The sequence below is a fragment of the Psychrobacter immobilis genome (genome assembly GCF_904846065.1).
GTDB classification, from domain to species: Bacteria; Pseudomonadota; Gammaproteobacteria; order Pseudomonadales; family Moraxellaceae; genus Psychrobacter; species Psychrobacter immobilis_H.
The window spans coordinates 61,028-73,885 of record NZ_CAJGZV010000002.1; the positions used below are offsets into that span (position 1 = coordinate 61,028).

The window sequence follows — 12,858 nt, forward strand, 5'->3', positions numbered from 1 at the left end:
TCACTTATCGTAATTAAAGAATAAATAAAAGTATATTTTAGCTTATTATAACTAAATTCAACCTGCATTGGCTTCTAAGGAAGGTGGATTTAAGTGGAACAAATAGTAATGAATAAATTTATTATGTTTTGGGACTGTTTAGGAATTAATTCTGGACAAATCCAAGTTGTCTTGAACTTGATTGTGATTGTACTAGCAACTATCGCTGCATTATATGCGAAAAAACAAATAGCAATCGCTCAGCAACTGAGAGAAGATGAAATACGGCTATCAAGGCATAGACTAACCGTCTCAATTTTAGATTTAGCTTATAGTTGTAAAAAGGACATCTTCAAGCTAAGAAAAGACTTTGATGATTTTGAAATAGAATTTAGCAAATTATTGCAAAGTAGAGGTTTTAAGCTAGACGATCCGATGCCAGAATTTGACTATACCTTCAGAGAGTGGCTTAAGTTTCCTACCGAAACTTTAAGTCGTATAGAAAAAACAAATAGGGATCTAGTCGCTAAACTACATACTAATAATGGTAACTCAGATTTGAGTCTACATGAACTCGAAACTATTCTTATAAAACTTATGGATATTGCTTCCTCATTAGAACATAGCAAACAAGGCATTATCGAAAAAATTGAAGAAATACGAACCTCATATAATACGATCTAGCTCAAAAAACCTGCCTGATACGGCAGTGATTTTGCTAGACTAGCGCTTATAGAATGAATTGATTATAAGGTGAAAGACCCTATGTTAGCAAAGCGTATCATTCCTTGTTTGGACGTTGATAATGGCCGTGTGGTCAAAGGTGTGCAGTTTGTCGATATCAAAGATGCAGGAGACCCTGTCGAAGTAGCGAAACGCTACAACGAACAAGGCGCTGATGAAATTACTTTTTTGGACATTACTGCCACCAATGATGAGCGCGATACTACCTATCATACTGTTGAGCGTATGGCTGAAACCGTATTTGTCCCACTCACAGTTGGCGGCGGCGTGCGTAAAATCGCTGATATTCGTAATCTGTTGAATGCTGGTGCGGATAAAGTAGCGATCAATTCTGCGGCGGTATTTACCCCTGAGTTCGTTGGTGAAGCGGCACAAAAATTTGGTAATCAATGTATCGTCGTTGCTATCGATGCCAAACGCGTTGCAGATATTGAAGTTGATGGGATTGTTATGCCGCGTTGGGAGATTTTTACCCATGGTGGTCGCAAACCAACGGGCATTGATGCCGTGGCTTGGGCGAGCAAAATGGCTGAGTTTGGCGCTGGCGAATTACTAGTCACCTCGATGGATGGCGATGGCACCAAAAAAGGCTATGATTTGGCATTGATGAAGCAAATCACTAACCGCGTCAATGTGCCCGTTATCGCGTCAGGCGGCGTCGGTAATTTGCAACATTTAGCCGAAGGGGTGTTAGAAGGTGGCGTCGATGCCGTACTTGCCGCCAGCATCTTCCATTTTGGTGAGTATACAGTTCAAGAAGCCAAAGCATATATGGCAGCGCAAGGGATACAAATGCGCTTATAGTACGCTCGTAAAATACAAATAAAACAGAAAAAAATGTTATCATAGCGCTAACCACTTATTTTAGTTCATTTAACTGATTATCTAACGGATAATAAGCCATTTGAACCTAGCAATATATTTAGCTCATTATTTATTCCTACATTTTAATTAAAAGCCCATTCGGCAAAGGATTTTTTATGTCAAATCTACAACAGCAGCGCAATGACGTGACTCACATCGATGGTAATTTACATCAAAACAAAGATGTTCGTATTGGTATCGTCGTCGGTCGTTTTAATGGTTTTGTGGTTGAATCATTGGTAGATGGTGCAATTGATGCGCTACTACGTCATGGTGTATTGGGTAGCAACATTACCGTTATCCGCGTGCCTGGTGCTTTTGAATTGCCATTGGTTGCACAGCGCGCCGCTGAGTCTGATCGCTTTGATGCCATCGTTGCTTTAGGTGCGATTATCCGTGGTAGCACGCCGCATTTTGATTTCGTTGCAAGCGAATCTGCAAAAGGCTTAAGCGCGGTAGCGATGGATTACAACATTCCAGTCGCAAACGGCGTATTGACCACTGATAGTATTGAGCAAGCGATTGAGCGTGCTGGCACGAAAGCGGGTAACAAAGGCTCAGAAGCGGCGATGGTTGTACTAGAAATGCTTGCGGTACTATCACAGTTAGATATTGAAGATGACAGTGAAGATGCTTAATCAAGCCGTCATTTGATAGGCTGTTTGTTATTTAATGAGCGCTGTGGTTCTTATGAGCTTTCGTTTTTATCGAGACCACAGCGTCAGTGTTACAAAGACTGTTACCAAGTACGCTACAAAACTCGACTGGCAAAGCCTGCCAGCTAACTACTATTTAACATTTTATTTTAAAACTTTTATCTTAAAAACTTTTTATCTTAGCAACTAGGTATAGACCCCCTATGACTGACCAACTCAAGCGCGCTATCAGCGCTGCGAAAACCGCCCAAACCAATGATAAACAAGCTGAAGCCACGCGCATCGCGAGCAGCAGTGCGGGTGATCAAATCTTCGATATGAGTGAGTCTTCTTACAAGACCAGTCACACCGCTATCCGTAAAGCGCGACGCTTCGCGATGCAAGGTCTATACGAATGGCTCGTCACTGACCGCCGCTTCGATATCGATGGTAAGCTTGGCTGGAAAGACAATGCCCCACATGATATCGCCGCTCGTACACGCGCGACCAATGCCATGCATACCGTACATATTGGCTATTATCATGAAATGATGCGTGACATCCCGGAGCAAATCGAGGCGCTAGATGTCCTTATCTCTCAGCATCTTGACCGTGAAATCGATAAATTGGATACCGTTGAACACGCTATTCTTTTAATTGGTGCTTACGAGCTACAAAACCGCTTAGAAATCCCTTATAAAGTGGTACTTGATGAAGCGATGAAGCTGAATAATCACTTTGGCGCTACTGACGCACATAAATTGATTAATGCCGTCCTTGATAAAATGGCGGTAGAGCTACGTGCTATTGAAGTAGAAGCAGATAGCAAAGCCAATTTACGCACCTCACAAAAAGCGGCTGCTAAACCTGCAATAAAAGCGGATACCAATGCAGAAAATAATGCCGATATAGAAGATAGTGCTGATACAGCTGCCATTGAAGAAAAATCAACTGCTTCAAACAAGCCTCGTATCAGTGCCAATAATGCTACTGTCAAACGCAATAGCGCTAGTAAGGCTACTGCCAATATTAGTGACTTTAAAGCGAGCAAAAAAGCGATTGAAACAGACCGCACTGATGCAGACAGCAAAGACTAATCATGAATGAGTTTGAGCTGATTGAGCGTATATTCTCCCAAATGCAAGCTACGCAGTCATTGTCTAGCAGTGTCGACAAAGGCAGTGTTGAAAAAGGCATTGGTGATGATGCCGCAGTGATGAGCTTGCCTGCAGGCGCGCGATTAGTCAGCTGTATTGATACGCTGGTTCAAGGTCGACACTTTAGTGCTGACTGGGAGCAAGTAAATAAGCTGGCATTTACCATCGGTTATAAAGCCGTGGCAGTGAACGTCTCAGATATTGCTGCTATGGGTGCAACTCCGCATAGTATTCTATTGGCGTTAGCTTTGCCTGAGCGCTTGGCAAATGAGCACTGGTTAAGTGAATTTGCTAAAGGCTTATTTCATGCTTGCCAGCTATTTGGGGTGACGCTGATTGGTGGTGATACCACGCGCAGCGACAATTTAGTGCTGAGTGTCAGCGCGCAAGGGTTACTCACCAAAGAGACGCTAGCCGTCTACCGTTCAGGCGCGCAAGTTGGCGACAAACTTTATGTCTCAGGGTCGCTTGGAGATGCCGCTTATGCGCTACAGCATCCTGATACTGCTATCGGTATTGAGCTTGCGCATCGCCTACATATGCCAACGCCACGTATTGCACTGGGTTCAGCATTGGCAAAAATCGGTGCGACGGCGATGATAGATATCTCTGATGGTCTGTATCAAGACATTGGACATATCTGCCAACAAAGCAGCGTTAGTATGCGCATTCATCTTGATCAGCTACCTACTAGCAAAGCATTGGCAAACGCTGAGTTAACCGAGCGCTTGTTGTGCCAGCTGGCTGGCGGTGATGATTATGAATTGGCTTTTACTTTGCCTGCTCATATTGAACCACCTGTTAATGACAGTAGCAACACGCCTGTTACCTGTATCGGCGAAGTCATAACCGTAAATGAGCCAGATGCTACCAAGAGTTTACGACCAGAGCTTTTTTATCAAGGACAGCCAATCACACCTACCCATCCCGCCCCCTTTACTACTTGGCCCAATCTGACGGGTTACCAACATTTTGCAGGTTAACCCATGATTGATCACAACCTATCTAAGCCTGATATCCGTAAAGCCAATGACTGCCCGCCGCTACCCGCCAATGCCAGTATGCTTGACCGCGTAGTTTATTGGCTTGGGTTGGGTTTAGGTAGTGGTCTGCCTCGCCGTGCACCCGGTACTTGGGGCACGGTTGGTGGCTTAATCGTCGCAATACCATTGCTAAGCTTAGGATTCGTACCATTTTTGATTATTACCATTCTCTCTTGTGTGATTGGTAGTTGGATATGCGGTCGTACCTCAGAGCTAATGGGTGGTCATGATAACCCGCATATCGTTTGGGATGAATGGGCAGGCATGTGGCTTACCCTACTGCCGTTATCTTATATGGATATCGCTGACGGTAATTTTTGGCAAAATATTGCTCAAACCTCTTCTATTGTTGCCATTATTATCGCCTTTATATTGTTCCGCTTTTTTGACATTATTAAGCCACCACCGATTGGCTGGGCAGATAAAAAAGTCGCGGGCGGCCTAGGTATCATGCTTGATGACATCATCGCAGGGGTCATGGCAGCAGCCGTCTGGATCATTATTTATACCACCATCCTTTAGCTGTTAAATTAGCCTCGCTTTTATATAAGCGACGGTCTTTCATAACCGATTGTCGTTTATAGTCCATCATTTTTTTTGACTCGTCCACTTTTTTAGTAATGCGTTTGTGACGATAGCCAATTTATCAGCAAGCTACCAGTAAATGGTAAGCCCATGACAAGCAACGTAAGTTACAAAGATGTCACGACATAGCGTTTTAGTTAAATGACGGTTTGCGCTATAATTCTAAATTATATTTTGTTACATTTGTAGGCTATTATGACAACTCCCCTCTCGGTAATCATTCTCGCTGCTGGCAAAGGCACGCGTATGCAGTCGGCTAAGCCAAAAGTGCTACAGACATTGGCTGGTAAGTCGTTATTGGGTCATGTCCTTGATACTTGTCATCAATTAACGGTTGACGACACCATTATTGTTCATGGTTTTGGTGGCGAGCAAGTCCAAGCAGATATCAATGCTCAATATGCGCACTTGCCTATTACTTGGGTTGCTCAGACTGAGCAATTAGGTACTGGACATGCGGTTAAAGTGACCCTATCGGAATTACCCAAAGAAGGGCAAAGCCTGATTCTCTATGGTGATGTGCCATTAGTCAGCTGCCAGACATTAGCAACGCTACAAGCGGCTAATACTGACGGCATGTCGATGTTGACCTTGACCGTAGACAATCCTTTTGGTCTCGGTCGTATCAAACGTGACAAAGACGGCAACATCGAAGCCATCGTCGAGCAAAAAGATGCCAGCGCCGATGAGCAGAAAATCCAAGAGATTAATAGCGGTATTTACTGCGTCGATAATGCGTTATTGCATAAATATCTGCCAAAGCTTTCTAATGATAATGCGCAGCAAGAATATTACCTGACGGATATCGTTAAAATGGCGGTCGCTGAAGGCATTAATATTGTCGCGATTGAGCCTGAGCATACCTTTGAGATTGAAGGCGTCAATAATCGCCAACAGCTTGCTAGCTTAGAGCGCACTTGGCAAAGCAAACTGGTTGCCGACTTGCAAGAAGCGGGCGTGCAGTTTGCTGACCCTACTCGCGTTGATATTCGCGGTACCTTGACTGCGGGTCAGGACGTGTTTGTCGATGTAGGTGTGGTATTTGAGGGCGATTGTATCTTAGGTGATAATGTGTATATCGAAGCGGGCTGTGTCATTAAAAACGCCCACATTGGTAATGCCTGCCACATAAAACCTTATTGCGTGATTGATCGCGCTGAGATTGGGGCAGGTGTTGATGTTGGTCCTTTCGCCCATTTGCGTCCTGAAACCGTATTGGCTAACAACAGTAAAGTCGGTAATTTCGTCGAGATTAAAAAATCAACTGTCGGCCATGGTAGCAAGGTTAATCACTTGAGTTATATCGGTGATGCGACCATTGGTACAGATGTCAATGTCGGTGCAGGCGTCATTACTTGTAATTATGATGGTGTCAATAAATCACAAACCATCATCGAAGATAACGCTTTTATTGGCTCTAACGCCAGTCTGGTCGCGCCAGTAACCATTGGTGATAGCGCAACAGTTGCCGCAGGGTCAGTGATTACCGAAAACGTCGACAGTAAAGCATTAGCCTTTGGACGGGCGCGACAGACTCAGAAAAACGACTTTCCGCGTCCGACTAAAAAGTCAAAATAGCAATGGTCAATCACAAGCATTTTGAAAAGTATCTATTGAAGTAATACTAAGCAGCATGACAATTTTTGTGATGCTGCTTCCTTATATTTATAACGTCAAAATTGTTAATATAAAAGCTATCATAGTATGAATTTCTATTATTTATTGACTGAACATTATCGCCTCTCAAAGCATTTGATCTGTTAAGCATTGAAGCTGTCAAAAATCAAAACATAAAACATCGAATTTAAGGAATAGTTATGTGTGGAATCGTTGGAGCAGTCGCTGAGCGTAATATCGCCAATATCTTACTTGAGGGTCTTAAACGTTTAGAATACCGCGGTTATGATTCTGCCGGTCTGACCGTCATTCGTGATGGCGAACTTCATCGCGAGCGCCAAGTGGGTAAAGTGCAAGCGTTGGTCGATGCTGTGGCAGTCAATCCTGAATTTTTCGATGGTCATATTGGTATTGCGCATACACGTTGGGCAACGCATGGCGAGCCGGCTCAGCGTAACGCCCATCCGCATGTCTCAGGCAAGATTGCTGTGGTACATAACGGTATCGTTGAAAACTATGCCGAGTTAAAAGAAGCATTGATCGCTAAAGGTTACGTATTTACTTCGCAAACCGATACTGAGGTCGTCGCTCATTTAATTAATGATATCTACAAAACAACGCCTGATTTACTAGAAGCCGTTCGTGCTGTTATTCCTTTATTACATGGCGCCTTTGCCCTGGGTATTCTGCATATCGACTGCCCAGAAGAGCTAATTACTGTTCGTTTAGGCTCTCCATTGGTGATTGGAGTGGGTATCGGTGAGAACTTTATTGCTTCTGATCAACTAGCCCTCCTGCCGGTCACCAATCGCTTTATGTATCTAGAAGAAGGCGATATTGCCAAATTGACGCGTAGTAGCATTCAGGTTTATGCCGATGGTGTCGAAGTAAAACGTCAGATACATGAAATTGACGCGGCCCAACATAATGCGGATAAAGGTGAATTTAAGCATTATATGCTCAAAGAAATCTATGAACAGCCAGACGCGGTCGCCCGTACTGTTGAGATGGCTGTAGATAGCGATGAGCCGTCTAAACTACGCGATGATTTTTTACAGCGTCACGAAGCGCAATTAAAAGGCGTTAAGCACGTCCAAGTTATCGCTTGTGGTACCAGTTACCACTCAGGCTTGGTCGCAAAATATTGGTTTGAGAGCCTTATTCGTGTGCCTTGTTCAGTTGAAGTCGCTAGTGAATTCCGCTATCGCAATCCTGTCGTCGTCGATAACACACTCGTCATTTGTATTTCTCAATCTGGCGAAACGGCAGATACATTATCGGCGCTACGTGATATTCAAAAGAGCACACCAGCAGGTCTAGTCAGCTTAGCACTATGTAATGTACCAACATCATCTTTGGTACGTGAGACGGATATATTTTTACCAACGCTTGCCGGTCCAGAGATTGGCGTTGCTTCTACCAAAGCATTCACCACTCAGCTTGCCGCTTTAATGCTATTGGTCTTAAAAGTGGGTGTCGTTCAGGAGCGCATGACTGGCGAAAATTTGAGTACCTTGCTTGGTCAGTTACAAGAGCTACGTGGTCAACTATATGCCAGCTTAAACCTCGATGCACCTATCAAAGCCATGAGTGAGCATTTTGAGTATAAAAAGAGCTGCTTGTTCTTAGGTCGTGGTTTGCAGTTCCCTATTGCCTTGGAAGGTGCGTTAAAGCTGAAAGAAATCTCTTATATCCACGCCGAAGGTTATGCCGCAGGCGAGCTGAAACACGGTCCATTGGCATTGGTCGATAAAGACATGCCCATCGTCGTACTAGCGCCAAAAGACAGCATGTTTGATAAGCTAAAAGCCAACATGCAAGAGGTACACGCGCGCCACGGTGAGCTGTTTGTATTTGCCAGTGAAGAAAGCAAGATGGTTGCAGAAGATAGAATGCACGTGGTTTATGTGCCTGATGTGTGCGAGACGCTTGCCCCTATCGTCTATAGCGTACCCGTACAGCTATTGTCATACCATGTCGCAGTAATGCGCGGTACAGACGTCGATCAGCCGCGTAACCTTGCTAAATCAGTGACTGTTGAGTAATATAAGTATTTGATTTTATTATCAATAAATTGCTTTTTACACCTAGTCCTTCGCTATCTGGTACGAATAAGATAGCGAAGGATTTTTTGTGAATAACAAAATAGAAAAATATCAGTCACTTATATAATTATAGTATCTACAGTATGGACAATGAGAACATGGATATCGAAAGCGGCACCGCCAATCAAATCGCTAGTCAAATAGAAATAATCTATGAAGATGAATTTCTGGTGGCAATTAATAAAGAGGCTGGTCTATTGGTGCATCGCAGTTGGCTGGATAAAGGCGAGACGCGCTTTGCCATGCAACTCACTCGTGATGCGGTAGGTTGCCACGTGTTTCCAGTGCATCGGTTAGACAAGCCTACGTCAGGCGTATTATTGTTTGCCAAGAGCTCAGCCGTGGCGCGCAGCCTTGGCGAGGCTTTTACTGAACACAAAGTTACCAAGCAGTATTTAGCCGTGGTGCGCGGCTATATGCCAGAACAAGGCACCGTTGATTATGCGTTGAGCTTTCAGCCCGATGCCATCGCCGATAAGTTTGCCGATTTGGACAAACCCGCTCAAGAGGCGGTGACCCATTGGCAAAGTTTGGCACAAATCGAGCTACCATTTGCCGTATCAAAAAAGCATGACACGAGCCGCTATAGTCTTGTGCGCTTGACACCCGAGACTGGGCGTAAGCATCAGCTGCGTCGGCACATGCGACATGTATTCCATCATATCGTGGGTGATACCAGCCACGGTGATATACGGCACACACGATTTTTTCGTACTCACTATGATTGTACGCGTATGCTGCTGCATGCTCAGACTTTAGCGCTCAGCCACCCTGTCACTGGTGAGCCATTATTGCTAAAAGCTAAATTAGACGACCAATGGATGCGTATCTTAGAAGAGTTTTCTTGGGTAGACAGCGCTAAAGATTAAACAGCGTAGGGTTTATCCTAGATAGTCATATCAAAGAAGTCGACATACTGATACTAGATATGAAGGTTCGGTACCCTAGTGAGGACTTGAACCTTCGGCTATGAGCTTTTAGATTTTTATTTTTATTTCCCGTAAGCGCTGTTATAGGAATAAGAACAGCTAACATCATATTGGCTGGCGCTTTCTTCCCAGTTTCATTTTTATATTCGCTAGCACCAACCCCGACAATATCAATATCATTGCCAGCATTTTCCACCATGTCACGACCTCTCCTGTAAGTAGCACTGAGGTTGTCATACCGAATACTGGCACCAATAGAGCAAACGGCATAACCTTAGAAGCCGTATTTTGACTAAGCAGATGCGCCCACAGTCCAAATCCTATCAGCGTTGAGACATACACGATAAACCCAAGTGATAACCAAGACTTAAGCGATGCCTCGGTAAACGTCGCCAGCTGCCATGCCTCGGTCTCAAATATGAGAGAAGATAGCGTTAAAATCACGCAAGCGATCAGACCACCCCAAACCACGAGAGCGAGAGCAGACAACGCGGATGCCTTACTCCTTCCAGTGTTAGACGGAATAATAGCTCCGTCTGATCTTTGCTGCGTCGCTTGTGTTGACGCCTGTTTTGAAGCAATGTTACCAAAGCTCCAGCCTATGGCAGCAATCAAGATACAGACAAACCCAGCCAGAGGCATATCACCACCAAGGTTCAACGCGATGACGCTAAGCCCTAGCACACCGACCAGCATACCGATGATTTGCATGCGACTCACTGCCTCACCCAGTATAAAATACGCCAACAATACGGTAATAAAAATTTGAATTTGTAGCAATAATGCCGTCAATCCTGCTGATGCCCCTAAGTGCATGGCAGTAAATACAAAAGCATACTGCATGACAAACGTACCGATAGCATAGATAAGTAATGTACGGTTAAATTTGGGCGGTTTTAGAAAAAAAACCAGTGGCACAGCGGTAAAGAAAAAACGCAGGGCGGTGAGCATTAGCGGTGGAAAGCTTTCAAGTCCCCATGCAATAAAGGTAAAGTTTACACCCCAAATAAAAGTAACCAGTACAGCCAATGCAGTGTATATAGGAGTCATGTAGTTGGCCTAGGAAGTTATGGCTGATTATTATATTTAAAAATTTTATGACAATCTCGTATTAACCATAGGAGGCTTTTAGAGAGTGAGTACTACACTTACACACAATAGAACGGCAATGAGCATTAATGCTGCACCGCCTATTTTTGTAATTAACTATAGGTTATCTTGAGCTTTCCATAGATATCGACTGGCTAAAGCAAATGCTTCTGCGTAGCAAAAATGGATCAGTAAAACCAATAGGCAAAAAGTTGAAGCTAAAATCAGAAATTGAGAAAGATAGGTTTGCTCAGTATCGATAAATTGCGGAAATACAGCCATAAAAAATAAGATAAGTTTTGGGTTAGAAAGGGAGGTTAGCAAACCTTCTTTGAACAACCTACCAGCACTTGTACTGCTAACCTCTAAGTTGCTATCAGACTCTAAGACAAATGATTTTCTCTTTCCAAAGATCATTCTGAAAAACAAAAGAGTATACCCCAACAGAACCCAGATACTTCACCCTTTAGACCCATTAATAGACCACCTAAAACAGACTGATATAAGAGAACCACTCAAAATAGACTTTTGAACGACCTAAACGTTGCAGTGTAAACGCGCTAATATAAATACTTAAACCAACCCCTTATAAAGAAAATAACACCCCACAACCGTTAATAACACCGAAAAGCACTTCTTTAAAAGCTCTGGTGATAGTATATGAGCAACTTTCGCGCCTAGCTTGGCGGTAAAAAAGCTCATGATGCTGATCCCTAAAAAGGCATAAATATGCACAAAGCCAATAGTGTTAGGCACATCAATTCGTTGCTGCATCCCAAAGAACATAAAACCGAATGCTCCAGCAATAGCAATCGGCAGACCACAAGCTGCTGAGGTGCCAACGGCTTTTTGCATGACCACACCATAACGCGTGAGATAAGGCACGGTTAAGCTACCACCGCCAATACCGAAAATGGCAGAAGCGATACCGATAACCCCACCTGCTGCTAATTGCCTAGGTTTTGAAGGCAGTTGTGTATTAGCATCGTCGGCACTACTAGAATTGCTAGCAGGATTAGCAACCTGTTTTTTGCCACCGAAAAACATCTTGTAGGCGACCCACAGCAAAAACACCCCAACAATGAGTTGAAGATACAGCCCAGATATCTGCCCTGCAATCCCTGCCCCTAAAAAGCAACCAATCGCTAAGCCTGGTGCCAGATTTTTAAAGACAGGCCACATGACTGCGCCTTTTTTATTGTGTGCCATTAACGAGCTGATAGAGGTGACAATGATGGTCGCCAATGACGTCCCCAATGCCAAATGCATGATATTGTCAGGGCTGTAACCCATTTGCGTAAAGACGATGAATAATAATGGCACGATAATTGTGCCACCGCCCACACCAAATAGCCCTGCAGCAAATCCTGCTAGCGCGCCTATGATTAAAAAAATGATTAATTCCAAGGGATATTTACTTCTTATGTAGAGTTAGTACGATGGTTATTTTAGTTCAGTGACAATCAATCAGTTAAAAAGCCAACTTAGGCGATTTCTGCTTGATCCACTTGACCAACCCGAGAATAGGCACGATTAAAATACACCAAACTCTCCTCTTGCTCACTTTGTCTAATGGCGACCACTCGGCACATGAAAACACTGTGCGTGCCCACTTGCTGAATGTCCTCAATCTCACAATCAAAACTGACCAATGCATCTTCTAAAACGGGAGCGCCTGTTTTAAGCGGTGACCAAGAGCCATATTCAAATCGCTCTTGTGAACTCAATTTGGACGCAAAAGCATTAGATATTGATTCATGCTGTGCGCCTAAAACATTGACACTTAACGTTTTATTTTCAATAAAATGGGCATGTGAGCGAGATGTCTGATTCATGCAAACCAGCAAGGTTGGCGGTGTATCGGTGACGCTACACACCGCAGATGCGGTAAATCCATGAGTACCAGCGCTGCCTTCTGTAGTAATAACATTGACCGCTGTTGTTAACAAAGACATACCGTCTCTAAAATCGGTGGCTTCAATCATGACTTAACTCCTAAATTTTAAATCTTTAAGTTCATTGATAACTGAGGTCACTCATGAGTTTAAACAAGCTAGTATAGGCGGGGTTAAAAACCCAACCTATAAAAGCTAAATTTTGCATCAGTTTAG

General features: G+C 43.7%; 13 protein-coding genes. 9 read left to right on the forward strand and 4 right to left on the reverse strand.

Annotation, left to right across the window (positions count from 1 at the left end):
* Positions 1–93 precede the first annotated feature (93 nt).
* The 9 genes from JMW64_RS12945 to truC all read left to right on the forward strand — a co-directional run bounded on the left by JMW64_RS12945 (position 94) and on the right by truC (position 9,598).
* Positions 94–663: a hypothetical protein gene (locus JMW64_RS12945; protein WP_201555206.1), complete on the forward strand. Its 570-nt coding sequence runs from the start codon at positions 94–96 to the stop codon at positions 661–663.
* Between the two features lie 81 nt (positions 664–744).
* A complete protein-coding gene (gene hisF, locus JMW64_RS12950; protein WP_201555207.1) occupies positions 745–1,527 on the forward strand; it encodes an imidazole glycerol phosphate synthase subunit HisF in 783 nt (260 codons plus the stop codon).
* Between the two features lie 176 nt (positions 1,528–1,703).
* Positions 1,704–2,225 (forward strand): 6,7-dimethyl-8-ribityllumazine synthase, encoded by a 522-nt coding sequence (ribH, locus tag JMW64_RS12955; RefSeq protein ID WP_045445783.1) that lies wholly within the window; start codon positions 1,704–1,706, stop codon positions 2,223–2,225.
* A gap of 221 nt (positions 2,226–2,446) precedes the next feature.
* Complete coding sequence (nusB, locus tag JMW64_RS14120; RefSeq protein ID WP_227694295.1) at positions 2,447–3,319, forward strand: transcription antitermination factor NusB; 873 nt, start codon at positions 2,447–2,449, stop codon at positions 3,317–3,319.
* A gap of 2 nt (positions 3,320–3,321) precedes the next feature.
* Positions 3,322–4,362 (forward strand): thiamine-phosphate kinase, encoded by a 1,041-nt coding sequence (gene thiL / locus JMW64_RS12965; protein ID WP_201555209.1) that lies wholly within the window; start codon positions 3,322–3,324, stop codon positions 4,360–4,362.
* Between the two features lie 3 nt (positions 4,363–4,365).
* Complete coding sequence (locus tag JMW64_RS12970) at positions 4,366–4,944, forward strand: phosphatidylglycerophosphatase A family protein (RefSeq protein ID WP_201555210.1); 579 nt, start codon at positions 4,366–4,368, stop codon at positions 4,942–4,944.
* A 258-nt stretch (positions 4,945–5,202) separates the two neighbouring features.
* Positions 5,203–6,585: a bifunctional UDP-N-acetylglucosamine diphosphorylase/glucosamine-1-phosphate N-acetyltransferase GlmU gene (gene glmU / locus JMW64_RS12975; RefSeq protein ID WP_201555211.1), complete on the forward strand. Its 1,383-nt coding sequence runs from the start codon at positions 5,203–5,205 to the stop codon at positions 6,583–6,585.
* Between the two features lie 239 nt (positions 6,586–6,824).
* Positions 6,825–8,669 carry a glutamine--fructose-6-phosphate transaminase (isomerizing) gene (gene glmS / locus JMW64_RS12980; protein WP_201555212.1) on the forward strand — a complete coding sequence of 615 codons (1,845 nt, stop codon included), beginning with the start codon at positions 6,825–6,827 and terminating at the stop codon, positions 8,667–8,669.
* A 158-nt stretch (positions 8,670–8,827) separates the two neighbouring features.
* Positions 8,828–9,598, forward strand: a complete 771-nt coding sequence (gene truC / locus JMW64_RS12985; RefSeq protein ID WP_087815064.1) for a tRNA pseudouridine(65) synthase TruC — start codon at positions 8,828–8,830, stop codon at positions 9,596–9,598.
* A 165-nt stretch (positions 9,599–9,763) separates the two neighbouring features.
* Here truC and JMW64_RS12990 read toward each other — a convergent pair whose 3' ends face one another.
* The 4 genes from JMW64_RS12990 to JMW64_RS13005 form a co-directional block, all read right to left on the reverse strand.
* Complete coding sequence (locus JMW64_RS12990) at positions 9,764–10,708, reverse strand: EamA family transporter (protein ID WP_055125397.1); 945 nt, start codon at positions 10,706–10,708, stop codon at positions 9,764–9,766.
* A 156-nt stretch (positions 10,709–10,864) separates the two neighbouring features.
* Positions 10,865–11,164: a LysE family translocator gene (locus JMW64_RS14290; protein WP_055125398.1), complete on the reverse strand. Its 300-nt coding sequence runs from the start codon at positions 11,162–11,164 to the stop codon at positions 10,865–10,867.
* A 156-nt stretch (positions 11,165–11,320) separates the two neighbouring features.
* Entirely contained in the window at positions 11,321–12,154 is an 834-nt protein-coding gene (locus JMW64_RS13000; protein ID WP_201555213.1) for a sulfite exporter TauE/SafE family protein, read from the reverse strand.
* A 77-nt stretch (positions 12,155–12,231) separates the two neighbouring features.
* The gene (locus JMW64_RS13005; protein WP_060492047.1) at positions 12,232–12,732 is read right to left on the reverse strand and encodes a flavin reductase; all 501 of its coding nucleotides are present in this window, start codon (positions 12,730–12,732) and stop codon (positions 12,232–12,234) included.
* Positions 12,733–12,858 lie beyond the last annotated feature (126 nt).